Below are 19,015 nucleotides of genomic sequence, written 5' to 3'. Positions count from 1 at the left end.
TCATCCCCGTGCGTGGTCGAGGAGTCTCTGGACTCGTTAACCACTCACGGGGTCACTCGAAGAGTTCCCGAATATCGTCGGCGGACAGGGTGGCGTTGAATGCGCCGCCTTCATCGACGACGGAGGCGAAGAGTTCCGATTTGCGGGTCTGCAACGCCATCACTTTCTCTTCGATGGTGTCCTTCGCGATCAGGCGGTAGACCATGACGTTTCGGGTTTGTCCGATGCGGTGGGTGCGGTCCACAGCCTGCGCCTCGGAGGCGGGGTTCCACCAGGGGTCGAGGAGGAAGCAGTAGTCGGCTTCGGTCAGGTTCAGTCCGAAACCGCCGGCCTTGAGGCTGATCAGGAACACCGGAGCATCCCCGGTCTTGAACTCGCCCAACACCTTCGCCCGGTTACGGGTGCTGCCGTCGAGGTAGGTGTATCCGACGCCCTCGGCATCCAGGCGCTTACGCACTCGGTCCAGGAAGCCGGTGAACTGACTGAACACCAGCGCCCGGTGTCCACCCTCGATGACGTCCTCCAGCTGCTCCAGGAGTGCATCGATCTTGGCCGAAGGAATCGCCGTGTGAGTCTCGTCGATCAACGACGCATCCAGACTCAACCGCCGCAACAGAGTCAGGGATTGCAAGATGGTGAATCGGTTGGCGTCCACGTCCTCGACCAGGCCGAGGATCTTCTGCCGCTCACGCTGCAGATGGGTGTCGTAGAGCTTCCGGTGACGCGGCGCCAACTCCACCTCGAGCACCTGCTCCTGCTTTTCCGGAAGGTCCGTTGCTACCTGTTCTTTGGTGCGCCGCAACATCAACGGCCGGATCCGTCGACGTAGTTGTCCGAGAAGCGCACTGTCGCCACCGTTCTCGATCGGCTTGCGGTAGAAGTCGTGGAACTTGGTGGGGTTCGGGAACAGTCCGGGCGCGGTGATCGACAGCATCGACCACAACTCCATCAGATTGTTCTCCATCGGGGTGCCGGTGATCGCGATCTTCGTCTGCGCCTCGATCCGTCGCATGGACTGGTACGCCTTCGACCGGTGATTCTTGACGAACTGTGCCTCGTCGAGCAGCAGCATCGACCACGGCAGCGCCATGTACTCGTCGTCCTCGATCCGGGCGAGCGTGTACGAGGTGACCACCACGTCCGCACCCTCGATCGACTCCGGCAGCGGTGCGCCGGATTTCGCCGATGTCTTCGTCATCGCAACCACTTTCAGGTGCGGAGAGAAACGGGCCGCTTCCGAAGCCCAGTTCGCCACCACCGACGTCGGCGCCACGATCAGCACCGGCGGGTCGGACGGGCGTTCGGCTCGCGCATGGCAGATCATCGCCAGGGACTGCACCGTCTTGCCGAGCCCCATGTCGTCGGCGAGGATGCCGCCGAGCCCGTGCGACCACAGGAAGGTCAGCCAGCGGTACCCGTCCAACTGGTAGGGGCGCAGGGTGGCCTGAAGGGTTACCGGTGCATCGAGCTGCGGCACCGATCCCATGTCGAGCAGGCCCTGCACCTGTTCCCGCCAGCGCACGGCCTGTCGTTCGACAACCCCGAGTGCGGCCAATTCCTCCCATAACGAGACCTGAAAGCGGCTCAGCCGCAACCGTCCCGAGTCTCGGTCGTGCAATCCGCGGGCTTCGGTGATCAGTTCTTCGAGCTTCCGCAGCTCCGGCTTGTCCAACGACAGGTACGCCCCGTCGTCGAGCAGCAGGTGAGAATCGCCGGCGCTGAGTGCGGCGAACAAATTCTTGAACGGCACCGGACGGTCCTCGACGTGAACGGTGACCGACAGGTCGAACCAGTCGCCGTTCTCGGTGTCGTCGGTGCCCACCCCGATCTTCAGAGTGTCACCGGCGTCACGGTATTCGGCGGGTGAGCCGACGACACGAACCTCGACGTCGTCGCGGCCACGCAGCAGCGGCAGTAGTTCGGTGGCCAACTTCGCGGTGTCCAGACCGTCGAGTGACGTTCGCACCGGCAGCGTGCCGTCGATCGCTCGCAGCCCGTACTGCTCGAGAGGCGCGTCCAATCCGGCAATCAGCGCTCGTTCGCGGTCCACGTCGCGGAACGGTTCGTCTGCGCTCGGCGCGAGTTCGATCTCGTGCTTCACGTCCCCGACCCGGTAGCGCATCTGCCAGTGAACCTCGGCCCGGTGACCGGACCGGAATGCGACGTCGAGCAGCAGATCCGGACCGGTGATGGTCGGCGGGGAGAACGAGCCGTCGACCGATCGGACCGTCGCTGCTCGTTGCAGGCGCGGATAGTAGGCGGCAGTGAAGCGGTCGGCGTCGTCGGCCGGTACCGCGATCGAGGTGTTGTCGATCACCAGTTCTCGCATCATGTCCGACACGGTTCCGGACAACCGGGCGATCCGGAACGGTGTCTGCGTCGCCGTGTCCGCGGGATCGTCTTCATGGCGCACGTACATCACGCCATGAGCGTTCGAGCCGATGAAGCCGAGAACGGTCACCGGTACCTCGGAGTCGTCGCTGCAAACGACGGGCACGACGTCGAGGCCATTGTCCGTGCGATCGATATCCACGTGCAGCTCGGCCGTGCCTGGGTGTGGAATGGCCGCGGCGACCTTGCCCGGGTAGACTAGTTCGACGCCGGCCTCGGCAGCCTCCTCCAGCAAGGTCCACAGTCGCGTGCTGTCGATGGTGGAGAGGTCGATGTCCTTCTCGGCGCCGTACACGAAAGCGCGCCTGCTCGCCTGATACAACGCGTACAGCTCACGCAGCAGCTCTCGATGCCTACTCGAGATGTCGGACATCTGACCGAGGCTGGACCAGTTCATGTTGGCGTTGACCCAACCGCTCTTACCATGGCGCACGATGCGTGCGCCCAGCCGCCAATGGCCCGAACGGGGGCCCCGCAGGAGCGACAGTTGCACTGCAAGCGGAACGTTGCCGCCGGGACGTCGATCGCTGACGAGCGCAGCCTCGAGCAGGTCCTCCCAGGAGAAGCCGCCGGGCGTCGATTCGGGTTCCGGGCGGTCCAGGAGGGCCAGCGTCAGCGCCACCGTGTGCTTGCAGTTCATGCGGACCGGGCATGTGCACTGCCCACGTACGAACTCGAGACCTTCGCCGCGCGGCGTGAACATCACCTGGGTGCGGTAGAGGTCGGTGCCATCGACGAGGCCGATTGCCTTCTGTTCTTCCGGGAACCAATCCAGCTCGAGCACCGATCCGCCGGACGCGTACCGCACGCCCCGGTCGTATGTGACCCGGCCGACCGTGCGGATCAAGGAAGCGACGGTCTGTTCGCGGTCGGCGGGCGAGAGCATACGGCGAGGGTAGTCGCTTCGGTCATGACGCCGGCAGTCGCTTATCGCGCTTCGCTGCCCTGGCTGATGCGCTCGGCTATTGCGGAAACGTCGTCGAGGTCACCAACCGACACGGCGATGACGAGGTCGTATGCCGCGTCGTTCGAAAGGGTGAGTCGGCGTCCGTTGATACCGAGGAACGCGATCGTCGCCGCGAGCGACAGTCGCTTGTTGCCGTCGATGAGTGCATGATTTCGGGCGAGAGAATGCATCAGGGCAGCTGCCTTTTCCTCCAGATGGGGGTAGGCGTCTTCGCCGAGCACCGTGGTCTTCGGACGAGCCAGCGCCGCTTCCAGAAGACCGTGGTCGCGGACAGGGACCACACCGTCGAGCGTCCGTTCTGCGACGTGGATCAGCTCGAGCATGGTCAGGTAGATCATTGGCCAAGACGCTTCAGTGCCTCGGCGTAGCGGGGCAATTCGTCGTCGAGAACCTGATCGAGTAGCTCAGCCCTGCTGTGGTTCTCCACGTACTCACGCACCGCAGCTCGTGCAACATCTTGCATCGAGCGGTTCTCACGCTCAGCACGAGCGCGGAGAGCCGCTGCTTCGGCGTCGGAGAGGCGGAGTGTCATAGGCATGACGCAATGGTATCACCAGTGATACCGAATCTGCCCGAGTTGTTTACTCCCGTGCGCAGGTGAAGGCGACCGCCAGTTCGACGGTGCGTGGACCGTCGTCCTCGGTGACCTGTGCCGTGACGCGGTACTTGTCGCCGTCCACGGCGATGTGGGATGCCATTCGCTGCTGGTCGGTGGACTCCCACTCCGTGCCGCCGGCCTCGATCGAGAAGTCGTCGAGTCTGGGCGGGTCGGATGTCACGAGTTCCACGGCAACCTCGCCACCGGTCGTCTCGCTTCCGGCGTCGAAGTTGAGCTGCGGTTGCCCGTCCTCGTCATCCCACGAGCACCGAACGGGTTCGAACGTGGCATCGACGGCCCGGCCGTCCAACACCGCGCTGCCCAAGGACCCACTCAGTGCGCCGTTGGGTGGCATCTCGACGCCGGTGCCTCGCATGCTCGTCGGCACGGTCGTCGATTCCGCAGGTGCAGGAGAATCGTCCGAATTCGAACACCCTGCGGCGCCGAAGATCAAAAGCCCCGCCACGAGTGAGGCCGTCGCTTTGCCCATGCCCGCGACCGTAACAACGCCGGGAGTCGAGCGGCGCGAAATTACACCCTGTGAGCGGCTTGCGAGTCCCTGGACTCGCTAACCACTCACAGGGGGAGAGGCCGGGTGGACGGCGATCAACCCGAGGCCCGCACGCCGTTTGCAGAGCTTCGCGAGTTCGTCGTACGCGGGCTTGCCGAGCAGCTCGGTGAGTTCCGGTGCGTACGACTGCCACACCTGCTTCTTGCCGACGTGAGCGTCGGGCGAGCCGGAGCAGTACCAGTCGAGGTCTTCGCCGCCCTCGCCCCAGCCGCGCCGGTCGTATTCGGTGATGGTGGTTCGCAGGATCTGCTCGCCGTCCGGCCGGTCCACCCACTCCTGAGTGCGGCGGATGGGAAGCTGCCAGCACACATCCGGCTTCACCTCGAGCGGTTCGATCCCGCGGTCGAGTGCCATCGAGTGCAGAGCGCATCCCACGCCGCCTTCGAAGCCGGGACGATTGAGGAAGATGCAGGCACCTTTGTAGCGTCGGGTCCGCAGTGCAGGCTCGTCCTCGAGGTCGTCCTCCTCGACGTAGCCCTTCTTGCCGAGACCCTTGTCCATGAACTGCCACTTGTCGGGTGTGAGCATCTTCACTGACTCGTGCAGCTTCTCGAGATCCTCTTCGTCGGACAGAAAGGCGCCGTGCGAGCAGCAGCCGTCGTCGGGCCGATCGCTGTTGATTCCCTGGCATGCCGGCGTGCCGAAAACGCAGGTCCAGTGCGAGAGGAGCCACGTCATGTCGGCGGCGATGAGATTTTCGGGGTTGGCCGGATCCAGAAATTCGACCCATTCTCGAGGAAAGTCGAGGGGTACTTCCGGGGTGGGCGTCATCTTGTGAGACCGGTCCGTCTTACCTGCTGTCACAGTGCCCGACGGTAGACCCAGTACCGTGTTCATGTGCGACTTGGGGTACTCGACGTCGGAAGCAACACCGTCCATCTGCTCGTAGTGGACGCCCACAGGGGCGGCCACCCCACACCGATGAGTTCGACAAAGGCAACTCTGCGGTTGTCCGAGAACACGAACGACGCCGGTGACATCACCACGTCGGGTTCGGATCGCCTCGTGACCACGGTGCGTGACTTCGCAGCAATCGCCGAGAAGTCGGGTTGCGGCGAACTCATGGCGTTCGCGACCTCGGCCGTGCGCGACGCCAACAACTCGGACGAGGTGCTCTCGCGAGTGCGCGGCGAGACGGGGGTGAACCTCGAAGTCCTCTCGGGCGTGGACGAGGCCCGGCTGACGTTCCTGGCGGTCCGTCGCTGGTTCGGCTGGAGCGCCGGCCGCATTCTCAACCTCGACATCGGCGGCGGATCACTCGAACTGACCACCGGCGGCGACGAGGACCCGGATGTCGCGTTCTCGCTGCAACTCGGGGCCGGACGATTGACCCGGGACTGGCTCGACGCGGACCCGCCCGGCAAGCGCCGCGTCGCCGTCCTGCGCGATTGGCTCGACGCCGAACTCGCCGCACCGGCGAAGGAGATCCTCGCTGCCGGGGAGTGGGACCGTTCCGTAGCGACCTCGAAGACCTTCCGTTCACTCGCGAGACTAACCGGTTCGGCGCCTTCCGGTGCAGGTCCGCGCGTCAAACGAACTCTCGCGTCGAGCGATTTGCAGCAACTCATCGCCTTCATTTCGCGAATGACTGCCGCCGACCGTGCAGAATTGGAGGGTGTCAGTTCCGATCGGTCACAGCAGATCGTGGCCGGGGCGCTGGTGGCAGAAGCGAGCATGCGCGCGCTCGGCGTGGACGAATTGGAAATGTGTCCGTGGGCGCTGCGTGAAGGTTTGATTCTGCGGAAGCTGGATACCGAAATGGGCGGTGAATTGATGGTGAGGGCTCGATGACCGAAGAACCCGAGGACACGGGACAGATTTCTGTCGCCGAGTTGCTCAAGCGCAATGGGCAGCAAGCGGCGTCCAGTGGTGGACGCCGTCGCCGCGGTGCGAAGGGCGGCATTTCCGTCGCCGAATTGACCGGTGAGATCCCGGTGTACCGGGAGGCCTCCGAGAACCGGAACCTGGTCGAGTCTGCAGAGTCCGATGCTGCTGCGCCCGACAAGGCCGAGCCTGCGCAGACGCCCACCCCGGCGCCCGCGCGGACCGAGGCGGCGCCAAGCAGTTCGACGCCGTGGAATTCGGCACGCGCCGAGTCTCCGAGTGCGCCGTCTGCAAGCCCCGCGCCTGCCGGCACGCCGTCTGCGAGTGCCGCGCCGTCCAAGCCGACCGAGCCCGCTCGCAAGCCGGCCGAGCCCGCTCGCCAGCAGCAGGAGCAGCCCGAGACGAAGTCGTGGAATGCCTTCGCTCCGTCGGCGCCGACTGCCAAGCCGTCGAACGCAGCGTCGAGTGGAAAGTCGTCGAGTTACGACTACGACGACGACGATGACGACGACGAGCCCATCGCCAGCCGTCCGCAGTTGCGGCCGCGCACGACAGGTCGTTCGGAGGGCGCCAACGCGCCCCGAGATCAGTCCGGTTCGTGGACGAGCCGTCCGACCCCCACGCGTGCACCGGCTCAGGCTCCTGCCCAGGCGCACGGCCCTGCCGCCGATCGAGCACCTGCGAGTCCGGCAGGTCGAACACCGACCGGCCAGTCCGATCGGGCACCGTCCGATCGGACGATGTCGGAGCCCTCGCTGCTGTCGGGGTCCAACCCGGAAAACCGGCTCATGCACCGCAACCGTCCAGCGGCTCCCGCGCCGAGTGCCGCGGCGGCGAAGCCCACGGACGACGTTGCAGACGAAGAGAAGACCCAGGTTGCGGGTGTCTCCGGCGGGCGCGCTGCCTCGAGGGCAGCGGCCAAGGCAGAGGCGAAAGCGGAGGCGAGCAGCCGCAAGCTGTCGCTGAAGGATCGTCTCGCGGCGAAAGCCAAGTCGATGCAGCGCGACGACGAGGACGGCGACGAGCAACAGGTTGCTCCTTCGGCCACCGCCGCGGTTTCGACGGTCGGAGCGAATCCCGCCGGAGCGAAGCCTGTCGGTGCCGCGCGCACCGACGACGTCGAGGCCGAAGACGCCGTGGATACCGAGACGGCAGACGAGACCGAGAACGAGTCGAGCACCGTCCGCGAATGGGCACTTCTGATCGGGCAGGGTGCGGTCGCGATCATCGCGGGTGCGCTGCTGTTCAAGGGCTTCGAAAAGCTCTGGGACATGTTGCCCTGGGTGGCATTGATTCTGGCGCTGCTCGTGATCGTCGGCCTGGTCGCCATGGTTCGCATCCTGCGCAGAACGGACGACATCACGAGCTTCGTGATCGCCGTCGTGGTGGGAATGATCGTGACCTTGGGTCCACTCGCCTTCATGCTCGCGTCGGGCTGATCGACACATGGTCGGGGATACCGGGTCGAACAGGGACGAGAGCGTGGGGGACGAGAGCGTGGGGACGGGCAGGCAGAGGCGACCGAAGGTCCTGGTAGGCCTTTCGACGGCCTCGGTGTACCCGGAGAACACCGAGGCCGCCTTCCGCTACGCCGCCGAGATCGGCTACGACGGAGTCGAGCTGATGGTGTGGGCAGAGTCGGTGAGCCAGGACATCTCGGCAGTCCGTGCTCTCGTGCGTCGCTACGCCGTGCCGGTGCAGGCGATTCATGCACCGTGCCTGTTGATCTCCCAACGCGTGTGGGGGTCCGACCCGGCCGAGAAGCTCGAGCGCTCGGTGCGTACGGCGGAGGCATTGGGCGCGACGAGTGTGGTGGTGCATCCACCGTTCCGCTGGCAGCGTCGGTACGCCGAGGGGTTCGCGGATCAGGTGGCCGAACTCGAGGCGAGCAGCGATGTGATCGTCGCAGTGGAGAACATGTTCCCGATGCGGGCTGACGGCTTCTTCGGGAGCAAGGAGAAGTCGGCCGAGCGTCTTCGTCGCCGCGGCGGCCCGGGGCCGGCCCTGTCGGCATTCAGCCCGTCGTACGACCCCACCGACTGCGGGCACGAGCACTACACACTCGATCTGTCCCACACCGCGACGGCCGGCATGGATGCGATGAAGTTGGCGAAGCGGATGGGGAGCGGCCTGTCGCATCTGCATCTCGCGGACGGGCGGGGCGCCTCGCTCGACGAGCATCTGGTCCCCGGTCAAGGCAATCAGCCGTGCGTCGAGGTCTGCCGGCATCTGATGGATTCCGGCTTCTCCGGTCAGGCCGTCGTCGAGATCAACACTCAGAATGCGCGTACCCGCCGCGAACGTTCGGCAATGCTGGCGCAGGCTCTCACCTTCGCGAGGGAGAACCTCGAGGCGGGACAGCCCTCCGCTCGGATCTGACGCTTCCGGTAGTCTCGCCATCTTGGATAGTATTGGTATCCAGTATGCTGTTACCCAGACACGGGTTGTAGGAGGCGTGATGCGGGTTTCCGAATTGGTGGCGAGAAGTGGTGTCCCGCTCGCCACCGTGAAGTACTACCTACGCGAGGGCCTGCTGATGCCGGGGGAGGCGACCAGCGCCACCCAGGCCCGGTACAGCGACGAGCACCTCGACCGACTCGCACTGATCAAGGCTCTGTCCAACGCGGGTCTCGCGATACCCCGAATCAGAACGATTCTGCATCTGATCGAGGAACCGACGGGCACGAGATTCGAATTGCTCGGTGACGTCATCTCCCAACTGCCGCCTTATCTGCCCGAGTCGCAGGAAGAGGCTCCCGACGAATTCCCACGCGCCAAGCGTGTGCTCGAGCAGTTGGGTCAGATCTACGAACCGGGCTTCGTGGCCGTGGCACAACTCGAACAAGCGTTGGAGGCGGCCGAGAGCGCGGGCATCCCCATGACGGCCGAACGCCTGGCGGCGTACGGCGAACACGTTCGCGGCATCGCCGATGTGGACATTCGTCTGATGCCGGAGGGCTCGGCGGCCGATCAGGTGAAGTACGTGGTCCTCGGCACGATCCTGTTCGAGCCGATCATCGCTGCGCTGCGCCGTCTCGCGCACCAGGACTTCACCGCACAGTCGTTTCGAAGCAGTACCGACCACTCCGATCGACAGGATCCATCGTGACCACCAGCCCCTTCCATGACCTGAACACGCTCACCGACGACGGCGAGAACCGTTTCCAGGCGTCCATCGATCCGGTCTGGACCATCGGCCCGAAGGTGCACGGTGGATCGATGATGGCGCTGTGCGCCGCCGCTGCCCGTCGCACGTTCCGCGACGGTGACGGCGAGCGGCCGGGTGTTCAGCCACTCGCGGTCAGCGCGAACTACCTGTCCGCGCCGGATCCGGGATCGGTTTCGTTGTCGACCCGCGTACTCAAGCGCGGCAAGCAGGCGTCGTTCGTCGATGTCGAACTGGCGCAGGGGGAGCGCGTTGCCGTCCGTGCTTCCGTGACGCTCGGTGTCCCGGATTCGGATGAGCCGATCCACGCCGAGGAATTGTCGCCGGCCGCCATGTCGGTGGAGCCGCCGGCCGATGCGGTCGTGCTGACCCCGGACCACCCGATGGGGCAGATCGTGCACGTCGCCCAGGGTTGCGACATGCGCGTGGACGGATCGTCCGCACACTTCCTGACCGGCGCGCAGGGCGAACCCGAGATTCGGATGTGGGTGCGTCCGCGCTCGGCCGACGAGAACGATCCGGACACCGCCGCCCTCTTCGCGATCATGACCGGCGATCTGTCGGCGCCGGTCACGATGAACCGCGGAATGTTCGGTTGGGCGCCGACGGTGCAACTCACGACCTACCTGCGCCGCATGCCGGCGCCCGGTTGGCTGCGAGTGATGGCGCGCAGCACGGTCCTGGGCAGCACGTGGTTCGAGGAGGATCACACCGTTCTCGATTCGACCGGTGCCGTCGTGGTCCAGAGTCGTCAGCTGGCCATGATCCCGCGCTGATCGACCTCGTCCGCCCGTGGCAGGCTGTCCGCCATGACGAGAATTGCAGTTATCGGTGGTGGCCGGATCGGTGAGGCACTGATCTCGGGGCTGTTGCAGGCGAACCATGCGGTCCGGGATCTGGTCGTCGCGGAAAGCCACCCGAAGAGGGCGGACGAACTCGCGGCCGAGTACTCGGTGCGCGTCACGGACACGGCGGACGCAGTCGAAGGTGCCGACGTGATCGTGATCGCCGTCAAGCCGGCGGACGTGGAATCGGCGTTGACCGAGGTGTCCAAGGTCGACCTCGACGGTGAGCGCGAGCAGATGCTCGTATCGCTGGTGGCCGGCGTGCCGACCGGCTATTACGAGACGCGGTTGCCGGCCGGCTTCCCTGTCGTGCGCGTCATGCCCAACACCCCCATGTTGGTCGGCGAAGGCGTCAGCGTCCTCGCTCCTGGGCGGCACGTGAAGCCGGACCACCTCGAGACGGTGCGTGGGCTCCTCGGCTCGGTCGGCAAAGTGGTGACCGTGCGCGAGTCTCAGATCGACGCGGTGACCGCGGTGTCGGGTTCCGGGCCGGCGTATTTCTTTCTCGTCGCCGAGGCGATGATCGATGCGGGAGTCGGTTTGGGACTCACTCGCGCAACGGCCTCGGAGCTCGTCGTCCAGACGATGGTGGGCTCCGCAGCGATGCTCGACCGCTCCGGAGAGAGCGCAACCGAACTTCGTGCGGCAGTAACTTCTCCCGGCGGAACCACGGCCGCAGCCGTTCGTGAACTCGAGTCGAATGGCCTCCGACGTGCATTTTTCGACGCTCTCGAGGCTGCGAAGGTGCGGTCGGCGGAACTCGGCGCCGCATCCGAATGAAGATTCGATTCCTCACACCCGTCGCAGTAACCCCATGTGTCCCGCTAAGCTCGGGTCAGCACGTGCGTGTCTGTTCCGCCGGAGGGGAAGCCGGTGGCGCGGACGTGCCGGAGGTAAGTGGTTGATGACGTCTGCAAAAAAGCCGTCGAAGAGTGCGCTCTCCGACGGACAACCGGCCTTGGCCGGAACGCAATTTCTGACGGTCGCCGAAGTGGCGACTCTGATGAGGGTCTCGAAGATGACCGTGTACCGGTTGGTGCACAGTGGCGAACTACCCGCCGTTCGTGTGGGTCGTTCGTTCCGTGTGCACGCGAAGGCGGTACACGACTATCTGGAGACCTCGTACTTCGACGCCGGCTGAGAGGCCGACGAAGAAGTGGGTGAACCCTCGGTTTCTCCCGAGTGACCCCGCACCGGTACGATGGGTGACTGTCGTACCAGCCGGCTGGTGTCGTGAGGCGCCGAGCTTGTTGAGCGAGCCCGGGCGCCAGCAGTAGGCGCAGGCGTACGCGAATGTCGTGCGCAAGAACGCTAGAGAAGAACGTGAGGGACACCCGATATGGGTTCAGTGATCAAGAAGCGCCGCAAGCGCATGTCGAAGAAGAAGCACCGCAAGTTGCTTCGTCGTACCCGAGTTCAGCGTAGGAAATTGGGTAAGTGATCCGATTCTCGGATCCTCTTGCGTGAACGCCCGCCACCTTCGAGGTGGCGGGCGTTCACCGTTTCTCACCCCGTGCGCGGGCTCCGGTGTGTCCTGAAGAACCATCAATTGGACGTGTGGGAGGCGTCACAGGCCGTCTCGCCGTATCGTTGACGCAACTCACATACGAGATCGGGGGTGCTGGTGGCTGTGGGAGAGCAGAACGGCAAGTCGGGTTCGGACGGACCGCGCGTCGTCATGGTGACGGGTGCGAGCCGTTTTCTCGGCGGTTACCTGGTGACGAGGCTGGCGCAGGATCCCGATGTCGAGCGGGTGATCGCGGTCGACACCGTGTCGCCGAGCAAGGACATGCTCCGCCGCATGGGGCGTGCCGAGTTCGTTCGCGCGGACATCCGAAACCCGTTGCTCGCCAAGGTGGTCCGCAATGCCGAGGTCGACACCGTGGTGCACGCGTCGACACTGACCCGCGCCCCCAAGTCGGGCAGCCGCGCGGCCATGAAGGACATGAACGTCATCGGCGCGATGCAGCTCTTCGCGGTCTGCCAGAAGGCACCGAGCGTGCGCAAGGTGGTGCTGCGATCGACCTCGGCGATGTACGGATCGACATCGAAGGACCCGGCGAAGTTCACCGAGGAGATGAGCGCGCGGCGCCCTCCGTCCGGTGCGTACGCCCGCGACAGTATCGAGATCGAGGGGTACCTGCGCGGTCTGGGTAGGCGTCGTCCGGACATCGACGTCTCCATTCTGCGGCTCGCCCCGCTCGTGGGACCGCGACTCAACGCGACCGTCGCGCAGTACCTCACCAGTCCTGTCGTGCCGACGATGCTCGGCCGGGACGCACGGCTCCAATTGCTCCACGAAGAGGACGCACTGAGTGCGCTCGAACGCGCCACCGTGTCCGGCCCCGCCGGCACATTCAACGTGGCGGGGGACGGCGCGATGATGATGTCGCAGGCTATTCGCCGGGCCGGTCGAATCGAGTTGCCGATGCCGGGCGGGTTGTTCCGAGGAGCGGGGCGCGCGGTGATGGGCCCGATCATGCGTTCGTATACGGCAGAACAGCTCGAATACTTCCGATTCGGCTGCGGCTTGGACACCTCCCGGATGAGGTCGGAACTGGGATTCGAGCCGCGATGGACGACGGTGCAGGCGATCGACGACTTCATTCGCGCCGCGGGATTGAACAACGTCGTGAAGCAGCAATGGATCGATTCGGCCGAAAGTGCGCTCCTCTCGCTCGCCGGCGCGCAGAAGAAGGGGGCAAGGTGAACGACATGGCGAAGGTCATTCCACTGCACGACGCGGCGGCCCGTGGGGCGGCCGGACAGGATGCCGAGGCGCAAGTGCGTCGGCAGAGTGAGAGTCGGCATCCCTCGGGCATCGCTGCACCGCCGGTGTCCGTCGACAGCGCCGGTGCGGGTGTCGAATCGATCGACGCCGCGACGGGGGAGTCGTCCAGAGTCGACGCGGTGCGGGCAGTGGTCGCCGATCAGATCAGCGGCAGCGCCGAGTTCCTTCGTCGGCGGGTGGCGGGTGACTATCACGTCGACGAATACGGGTTCGATGCCCATTTCGCGGAGAACGTGGTGCTCCCACTGCTGCGGCCGTTGTTCGAGAAGTGGTTCCGCGTCGAGGTCGTCGGTATCGAGAACCTGCCGGTCGACGGCGGCGCGCTCGTGGTGGCGAACCATGCGGGGGTGGTGCCGATCGACGGACTCATGACGTCGGTGGCCGTGCACGATCATCACCCGACAGGTCGTCATCTGCGAATGTTGGCCGCGGACCTCGTGTTCGAGATGCCCGTCGTCTGCGACCTCGCCCGCAAGGCAGGGCACACGTTGGCGTGCACGCCCGATGCAGAACGTCTGCTGGCAGACGGTGAGTTGGTGGCCGTCTTCCCCGAAGGGTTCAAGGGTGTCGGGAAGCCGTTCAGTGAGCGCTACAAGCTGCAGCGGTTCGGCCGAGGCGGATTCGTGTCCGCGGCGATGCGGACCGGGACGCCGATCATTCCCTGCTCGATCGTCGGGTCCGAGGAGATCTATCCGAAGATCGGCGACCTCGGAACGCTTGCGAGGCTGCTGGGACTGCCGTACTTCCCGGTGACCCCACTGTTCCCGCACTTCGGTCCGCTCGGCATGGTTCCGCTGCCGTCGAAGTGGACCATCGAGTTCGGGACGCCCATCGTGACCGACACCTACGACGCCTCGGCCGCCGACGATCCGATGGAACTGTTCGAGGTCACCGACCACGTGCGCGAGACCATCCAGCAGACGCTGTACCGCACGCTCGCGCGGCGACGCAACGTGTTTCTCGGCTGAAGGGTTCGGGGCGAAGGCTACGGACGGTTCGGCTTCAGGACTGGTTTTCGCGGCGGTGCGCGACCACCGCGGCGAGCGCTCCACCTGCTGCTCCCAGTGCGAGTGCGCTGGGAACACCGATCTTGGCGGCCTTGCGGCCTGTCCGGAAGTCTCGAATCTCCCAGCCACGGTTCTTGGCCAGTTCACGCAGGTCGGTGTCCGGATTGATCGCGACGGCAGTGCCGACGAGGGACAACATCGGAACGTCGTTGTGGCTGTCCGAGTAGGCGGTGCACCGTTTGAGGTTGAGACCCTCGCGGACGGCGAGAGCGCGGACCGCGTGGGCCTTGCCGAGTCCGTGCAGAATGTCGCCCACGAGTCGGCCGGTGAACACGCCGTCCTTGCTTTCCGCGACCGTGCCGAGCGCGCCGGTGAGTCCCAATCGCTTCGCGATGACCTGGGCGAGTTCGACCGGGGTGGCCGTCACGAGCCACACCTGTTGACCGGCATCGAGATGCATTTGTGCGAGCGCGCGGGTGCCCGCCCAGATCTTGTCGGCGATCACCTCGTCGTAGATCTCGTCGCCCAGGCGCGCCAACTCCTCGGTGGATCGGCCGGCGACGAACGAGAGAGCCTTCTCACGGCCGGAGGCGACGTCGTCGCTGCTCTCCTTGCCGGTGACTCGGAACTTGACCTGTTTCCAGGCGAAATCGACGAGATCCGAGGTCTGCAGGTACTTGCGCGCCGCCAAGCCGCGAGCGAAGTGGATGATCGATGCGCCTTGGACCATCGTGTTGTCCACGTCGAAGAACGCGGCGGCCGTCAGGTCCAGCGGGACGTCCTGCGACTCGTCGAGGTCGTCCTCTCCGCCGTCGTGGAGCGCCAATGCCGCATCTGCGCTGGCCTCGCCCGCGAGATTGGCCCGAACCTCGGCCTCACTTGGGCCGAGTGGGTTCCTGAAGTGACGACGGCCGGGAAGGATCATCCCCGCAAACCCAGCGCCGAACCCGGAACCGTTCGGTAGTGATGGCACCCGCACCTCCCATTGTCGCCGCCGTTCTCCACAGCAGCCTATCCCCCGAATCAGACATCGAGCGGTTGGATCGGGGGAGCGCCGGGGGTGTGTGACGTTCGTCTCCGGCAGAATTGGCGCAGGGAGGGCCCCGAAAGGCAGGGTGGCCCACGAAAGACGGGCAGAACTGCCGCGTCGCAGACCGAGGAGCATCGCGCAGACATGGGTATCGGCAATCACGAAGTAAGCCTTCTCGTGCGAGAGGGCTGTGGCGCCTGCGCGCCCGTCCGAGAGCAGTTGTCGTCGTTGTGTGCGGAGTTCGGGCTGGAAGTGACGTGCATCGACGTGGACGAAGCGGCAGCGTCGGATCCGGAACTGCGCGCCGAGTTCGGTGACAGGCTGCCCGTCGTTCTTCTCGACGGTAAGGAGCACAGTTACTGGGACGTCGACGAGGAGCGCCTCCGAAACGATTTACGCAAGTAAGTCCACCCTAAAACCGGGATCGAACGTCACTTTGCAGGTGGGAGCACATCTCACGGCCACCAAGCAACTTTGTGCATGGGTTCACAAGCAGTTACCGTGGTGTGAACATTTCCCCGGAGCATCGTGAAGATCGGCGCGTGCGCAGATCGGACGAGGAGCCTACGACGTGACCGAACAGCACCCGACGCAGGGGCCCGTTGTGCCCCGCGTCTCCGGCGCTGAGGGGCCGTCTCCCGCTCCGGCAGTGTCCTCACCGCCGACGCCCACTCCAGAGTTGCGCGACATCCCCCAGGCTACGGTGACCCGTCTCGCGGCTTACCTGCGGGTCCTCGGTCTGCTCGTGGACCAGGGCACGCACATCGTGTCGAGCGAGGAACTCGCGGCCGCATCCGGAGTGGGATCGGCCAAACTCCGCAAGGACTTGTCGTTCCTCGGCCCCAATGGCGTTCGGGGTGTCGGATACGACGTCAGCCGGCTGCGTGGTCGCATCGAGCAGACCCTCGGACTCGACCGCGGACACAAGGTCGTGCTCGTCGGTGTCGGAAACCTCGGGCAGGCGCTGGCCGGGTACGGCGGCTTCGAGCGCCGCGGTTTCGAGATGGTCGGGCTGTTCGACGTCGACCCTGCCCTCACCGGGACTCGCGTGGGCGACCTCGAGGTCCGTCACATCGACGAACTCGATCCGGCCTGCCGTGAACTCGCTGCCACGATCGGTGTGATCGCCACTCCCGACGACGCCTCTCAGGACGTGTGCGACCGTCTCGTCGCCGCCGGTCTCGATTGCATCCTGAGCTTCTCGCCCAACTGCGTCGTCGTGCCGGATCACGTCGAACTGCGGCGTGTGGATCTTGCCGTCGAGATGCAGGTCCTCTCCTTCAACAGCGCGCGCAACACGGGGCAGGTCCCCGCGGGTGCGCCGATCAAGGCATCCGATTCGCTCCCGCGTGTTCGTATCGGCCATGCCGCACCAGTCCCGTCCCCCGCGAAAAGAAACGGATCAGTGATTGCCCCGTGAGTGTTCTGCTTGTCGGGATCTCGCACCGGACGGCGCCGGTGCCGGTGCTCGAGCGGGTTGCCGTCGCCGATACGGATCGTCCGAAACTGACGGACAAGCTCATGGCTTCCGGACTCGTGTCGGAGGCGATGATCGTCTCCACCTGCAACCGCATCGAGATCTATGCGGTGGTCGACGCATTCCACGGCGCGCTCACCGAGGTCGGTGAGCTCCTCGCCGATCACTCCGGGCTCGACGTCGCCGAGCTTCACCGGCACGCCTACGTCCGATACAGCGAGGCCGCCGTCGAGCATCTCTTCGCCGTGGCGAGTGGACTCGATTCCATGGTGGTCGGGGAGCAGCAGATTCTCGGCCAGATTCGGTCCGCGTACGCCGCGGCGGACAACCAGCAGGCTGCGGGACGCACCCTGCACGAACTTGCTCAGCAGGCCCTACGTGTCGGCAAGCGTGTGCACACCGAGACCGGAATCGACGCGGCCGGATCGTCCGTGGTGTCCGTGGCTCTCGACCGGGCTGCGGATCTCGTGGACGGACTCCCAGGCCGTACCGCGGTAGTCGTCGGCGCGGGCGCGATGGGCGGTCTCTCGGTGGCGCATCTCGGCCGGGCCGGGGTCTCGCGGATCTTGGTGGTCAACCGCACGCTGGAGCGCGCGCAGCACCTCGCCGAAACCGCACGAGCGAGCGGTGTCGAAGCGCAGGCGCACGACCTCGACGCGCTGCCCGACGCGATGGCCGAGGCAGACGTCCTCATCACCTGTACCGGCGCGGTCGGCACTGTCGTCACGCTCGCAGACACCCACCGCGCGCTGGCTCGTGCCGATCGCACGCCGGGCCGCCAACTCGTCATCTGCGACCTAGGTCTGCCGCGCGACGTCGAGCCCGCCGTGAGCGGACTCCCCGATGTCACCGTTCTCGACATGGAGTCGTTGCAGCGTGACCCGGCCGCCGGTGCGGCTGCATCCGACGAGGACGCCGCACGCAGCATCGTGGCGAACGAACTCGTCGGCTATCTGGCCGGTCAGCGTCAGGCGGAAGTCACCCCGACCGTCACCGCGCTGCGTCAGCGGGCCGCGGACGTCGTGGAATCCGAGCTTCTTCGTCTCGACTCGCGACTTCCGAATCTGGACCACCCCGAGCGTGACGAGGTTGCCCGCACCGTGCGCCGCGTCGTCGACAAACTGCTGCACGCCCCGACCGTTCGGGTGAAGCAACTGGCGATCACCCCGGGTGGCGACTCCTACGCCGCAGCGCTGCGCGAGCTGTTCGAGCTCAGCCCCGGAGCAGTCGAGGCCGTTGCGAAGCCCACCGAAATCGCCGCGTCCGACCTCGGCCTGCTCGGTCTGGGTAACCAGGACGAGCTCCTCGCAGGCGAAGATCCACGCGCGCGTCGGTTTGCCACGCCGACCGAGGTCTCCGACGCCGGGAAGGAGTCCGACGAATGAGCTCCGTAGAGACCAGCACCCTGCGAATCGGAACCAGGGGAAGCATTCTCGCGACGACGCAGGCGGGCACCGTGCGAGACGCTCTGATCGCTGCCGGTCACGACGCCGAGCTGGTGATCATCTCGACCAAGGGCGATCAGTCCACGGACCCGGTCCAGAAGATCGGTGTCGGCGTCTTCACCGCGGAACTGCGCGAAGCCTTGCTGGACGGCCGGGTGGACGTGGCCGTGCACTCGTACAAGGACCTGCCCACCGCCCAGGACGATCGTTTCGTGATTCCCGCGGTGCCACCGCGAGAGGATCCGCGCGACGCCCTCGTGGCCAGAGACGGAATGGTGCTCGGTGAGCTGCCGCCCGGCTCGAAGGTGGGCACCTCGGCGCCGCGCAGAGAGTCACAACTGCGCGCCCTCGGTCTCGGCCTCGAAGTCCTTCCGCTGCGCGGAAATCTGCAGCGCCGCCTCGGGAAGGTCGACTCCGGCGAACTCGATGCCGTGATCCTGGCCCGCGCGGGCCTGTCACGCATCGGCCGGCTCGATCTGGTGACCGAGTCGATCGAACCCGTTCAGATGCTGCCCGCACCCGCCCAGGGTGCGCTGGCCGTCGAGTGCCGCTCCGAGGACACGGCCCTTGCCGCGATCCTCGCCGAGTTCGACGACGCACCGACCCGCGCGGCGATCACCGCCGAGCGCGCGATGCTCGCCGAACTCGAAGCCGGCTGTACCGCACCGGTGGGTGCGCTGGCCGAAGTCGTCGAATCACTCGACGACGACGGACGGGTGTTCGACGAATTGTCCGTACGAGGTTGCGCAGCGGCCGTCGACGGGTCGGACGTGATTCGCGCGAGCGTGGTGGGAGCACCCGATCGTGCCGAAGAACTGGGTAGGACCGTCGCACGCGAACTCCTCGACCGAGGCGCCCGCGACCTGATGAATGTGACCGAGGGTGGTGATGCCGATGTTTGAC

At 65.8% G+C, this 19,015-nt stretch carries 20 protein-coding genes; 14 read left to right on the top strand and 6 right to left on the bottom strand.

The window, feature by feature from the left end; all coding sequences use genetic code 11:
- Window positions 1-52: 52 nt before the first annotated feature.
- The 5 genes from ACZI8R_RS08295 to ACZI8R_RS08275 all read right to left on the bottom strand — a co-directional run bounded on the left by ACZI8R_RS08295 (window position 53) and on the right by ACZI8R_RS08275 (window position 5,298).
- The gene (locus ACZI8R_RS08295) at window positions 53-3,277 is read right to left on the bottom strand and encodes a DEAD/DEAH box helicase (protein ID WP_463379097.1); all 3,225 of its coding nucleotides are present in this window, start codon (window positions 3,275-3,277) and stop codon (window positions 53-55) included.
- 41 nt (window positions 3,278-3,318) lie between these two features.
- Entirely contained in the window at window positions 3,319-3,696 is a 378-nt protein-coding gene (locus tag ACZI8R_RS08290) for a type II toxin-antitoxin system death-on-curing family toxin (protein WP_463379096.1), read from the bottom strand.
- Window positions 3,693-3,896 (bottom strand): ribbon-helix-helix protein, CopG family, encoded by a 204-nt coding sequence (locus ACZI8R_RS08285; protein WP_463379095.1) that lies wholly within the window; start codon window positions 3,894-3,896, stop codon window positions 3,693-3,695. The genes ACZI8R_RS08290 and ACZI8R_RS08285 overlap by 4 nt, the downstream gene beginning before the upstream one ends.
- A 43-nt stretch (window positions 3,897-3,939) precedes the next feature.
- Window positions 3,940-4,446: a lipoprotein LpqH gene (locus tag ACZI8R_RS08280; RefSeq protein ID WP_463379094.1), complete on the bottom strand. Its 507-nt coding sequence runs from the start codon at window positions 4,444-4,446 to the stop codon at window positions 3,940-3,942.
- A gap of 78 nt (window positions 4,447-4,524) precedes the next feature.
- Window positions 4,525-5,298 (bottom strand): DUF3109 family protein, encoded by a 774-nt coding sequence (locus ACZI8R_RS08275; protein ID WP_463379288.1) that lies wholly within the window; start codon window positions 5,296-5,298, stop codon window positions 4,525-4,527.
- Window positions 5,299-5,364: 66 nt separating this feature from the next.
- On the opposite strand from ACZI8R_RS08275, the gene ACZI8R_RS08270 reads away from it, so the two are divergent.
- From ACZI8R_RS08270 to ACZI8R_RS08225, 10 genes are all read left to right on the top strand, one after another.
- The gene (locus ACZI8R_RS08270; RefSeq protein ID WP_463379093.1) at window positions 5,365-6,318 is read left to right on the top strand and encodes a Ppx/GppA family phosphatase; all 954 of its coding nucleotides are present in this window, start codon (window positions 5,365-5,367) and stop codon (window positions 6,316-6,318) included.
- On the top strand, window positions 6,315-7,790 hold the full coding sequence (locus ACZI8R_RS08265; RefSeq protein WP_463379092.1) for a hypothetical protein: 1,476 nt from the start codon (window positions 6,315-6,317) through the stop codon (window positions 7,788-7,790). Before ACZI8R_RS08270 ends, ACZI8R_RS08265 begins: the two co-directional genes overlap by 4 nt.
- Before the next feature lie 43 nt (window positions 7,791-7,833).
- A complete protein-coding gene (locus ACZI8R_RS08260) occupies window positions 7,834-8,730 on the top strand; it encodes a sugar phosphate isomerase/epimerase family protein (RefSeq protein WP_463379091.1) in 897 nt (298 codons plus the stop codon).
- A gap of 79 nt (window positions 8,731-8,809) precedes the next feature.
- Window positions 8,810-9,460, top strand: coding sequence for a MerR family transcriptional regulator (locus tag ACZI8R_RS08255; RefSeq protein WP_463379090.1), 651 nt, complete (start codon window positions 8,810-8,812; stop codon window positions 9,458-9,460).
- Window positions 9,457-10,293 carry a thioesterase family protein gene (locus tag ACZI8R_RS08250; RefSeq protein WP_463379089.1) on the top strand — a complete coding sequence of 279 codons (837 nt, stop codon included), beginning with the start codon at window positions 9,457-9,459 and terminating at the stop codon, window positions 10,291-10,293. Before ACZI8R_RS08255 ends, ACZI8R_RS08250 begins: the two co-directional genes overlap by 4 nt.
- A 33-nt stretch (window positions 10,294-10,326) precedes the next feature.
- Complete coding sequence (gene proC / locus ACZI8R_RS08245) at window positions 10,327-11,142, top strand: pyrroline-5-carboxylate reductase (protein WP_463379088.1); 816 nt, start codon at window positions 10,327-10,329, stop codon at window positions 11,140-11,142.
- A gap of 124 nt (window positions 11,143-11,266) precedes the next feature.
- Entirely contained in the window at window positions 11,267-11,503 is a 237-nt protein-coding gene (locus tag ACZI8R_RS08240) for a helix-turn-helix domain-containing protein (protein WP_463379087.1), read from the top strand.
- Window positions 11,504-11,701: 198 nt separating this feature from the next.
- Window positions 11,702-11,803, top strand: a complete 102-nt coding sequence (locus ACZI8R_RS08235) for a 30S ribosomal protein bS22 (protein WP_003402602.1) — start codon at window positions 11,702-11,704, stop codon at window positions 11,801-11,803.
- Window positions 11,804-12,040: 237 nt separating this feature from the next.
- On the top strand, window positions 12,041-13,072 hold the full coding sequence (locus tag ACZI8R_RS08230) for an SDR family oxidoreductase (RefSeq protein ID WP_463379287.1): 1,032 nt from the start codon (window positions 12,041-12,043) through the stop codon (window positions 13,070-13,072).
- On the top strand, window positions 13,069-14,121 hold the full coding sequence (locus ACZI8R_RS08225; RefSeq protein WP_463379086.1) for a lysophospholipid acyltransferase family protein: 1,053 nt from the start codon (window positions 13,069-13,071) through the stop codon (window positions 14,119-14,121). The genes ACZI8R_RS08230 and ACZI8R_RS08225 overlap by 4 nt, the downstream gene beginning before the upstream one ends.
- A gap of 34 nt (window positions 14,122-14,155) precedes the next feature.
- On the opposite strand, the gene ACZI8R_RS08220 is transcribed toward ACZI8R_RS08225, so the two are convergent.
- Entirely contained in the window at window positions 14,156-15,139 is a 984-nt protein-coding gene (locus ACZI8R_RS08220; RefSeq protein WP_463379085.1) for an HAD family hydrolase, read from the bottom strand.
- A gap of 195 nt (window positions 15,140-15,334) precedes the next feature.
- Between ACZI8R_RS08220 and ACZI8R_RS08215 the strand changes: the two genes are divergently transcribed.
- From ACZI8R_RS08215 to hemC, 4 genes are all read left to right on the top strand, one after another.
- Complete coding sequence (locus ACZI8R_RS08215) at window positions 15,335-15,595, top strand: glutaredoxin family protein (protein WP_463379286.1); 261 nt, start codon at window positions 15,335-15,337, stop codon at window positions 15,593-15,595.
- Between the two features lie 166 nt (window positions 15,596-15,761).
- Window positions 15,762-16,610, top strand: a complete 849-nt coding sequence (locus tag ACZI8R_RS08210; RefSeq protein ID WP_463379084.1) for a redox-sensing transcriptional repressor Rex — start codon at window positions 15,762-15,764, stop codon at window positions 16,608-16,610.
- Complete coding sequence (locus tag ACZI8R_RS08205; RefSeq protein ID WP_463379083.1) at window positions 16,607-18,052, top strand: glutamyl-tRNA reductase; 1,446 nt, start codon at window positions 16,607-16,609, stop codon at window positions 18,050-18,052. Before ACZI8R_RS08210 ends, ACZI8R_RS08205 begins: the two co-directional genes overlap by 4 nt.
- Window positions 18,049-19,014: a hydroxymethylbilane synthase gene (gene hemC / locus ACZI8R_RS08200; RefSeq protein ID WP_463379082.1), complete on the top strand. Its 966-nt coding sequence runs from the start codon at window positions 18,049-18,051 to the stop codon at window positions 19,012-19,014. The genes ACZI8R_RS08205 and hemC overlap by 4 nt, the downstream gene beginning before the upstream one ends.
- Window position 19,015 lies beyond the last annotated feature (1 nt).

It is taken from the genome of Rhodococcus huquni, from assembly GCF_055231055.1.
This window is presented reverse-complemented; position numbering and strand designations above follow the sequence as displayed.

Excerpts from the sequence above, each read along its gene's own strand:
- ACZI8R_RS08235 (WP_003402602.1), top strand. The coding sequence starts at position 11,702 with ATGGGTTCAGTGATCAAGAAGCGCCGCAAGCGCATGTCGAAGAAGAAG.
- ACZI8R_RS08230 (WP_463379287.1), top strand. The coding sequence starts at position 12,041 with ATGGTGACGGGTGCGAGCCGTTTTCTCGGCGGTTACCTGGTGACGAGG.
- hemC (WP_463379082.1), top strand. The coding sequence starts at position 18,049 with ATGAGCTCCGTAGAGACCAGCACCCTGCGAATCGGAACCAGGGGAAGC.
- ACZI8R_RS08240 (WP_463379087.1), top strand. The coding sequence starts at position 11,267 with ATGACGTCTGCAAAAAAGCCGTCGAAGAGTGCGCTCTCCGACGGACAA.
- ACZI8R_RS08255 (WP_463379090.1), top strand. The coding sequence starts at position 8,810 with ATGCGGGTTTCCGAATTGGTGGCGAGAAGTGGTGTCCCGCTCGCCACC.
- proC (WP_463379088.1), top strand. The coding sequence starts at position 10,327 with ATGACGAGAATTGCAGTTATCGGTGGTGGCCGGATCGGTGAGGCACTG.
- ACZI8R_RS08285 (WP_463379095.1), bottom strand. The coding sequence starts at position 3,896 with ATGCCTATGACACTCCGCCTCTCCGACGCCGAAGCAGCGGCTCTCCGC.
- ACZI8R_RS08275 (WP_463379288.1), bottom strand. The coding sequence starts at position 5,298 with ATGACGCCCACCCCGGAAGTACCCCTCGACTTTCCTCGAGAATGGGTC.
- ACZI8R_RS08295 (WP_463379097.1), bottom strand. The coding sequence starts at position 3,277 with ATGCTCTCGCCCGCCGACCGCGAACAGACCGTCGCTTCCTTGATCCGC.
- ACZI8R_RS08290 (WP_463379096.1), bottom strand. The coding sequence starts at position 3,696 with ATGATCTACCTGACCATGCTCGAGCTGATCCACGTCGCAGAACGGACG.
- ACZI8R_RS08215 (WP_463379286.1), top strand. The coding sequence starts at position 15,335 with ATGGGTATCGGCAATCACGAAGTAAGCCTTCTCGTGCGAGAGGGCTGT.
- ACZI8R_RS08280 (WP_463379094.1), bottom strand. The coding sequence starts at position 4,446 with ATGGGCAAAGCGACGGCCTCACTCGTGGCGGGGCTTTTGATCTTCGGC.
- ACZI8R_RS08265 (WP_463379092.1), top strand. The coding sequence starts at position 6,315 with ATGACCGAAGAACCCGAGGACACGGGACAGATTTCTGTCGCCGAGTTG.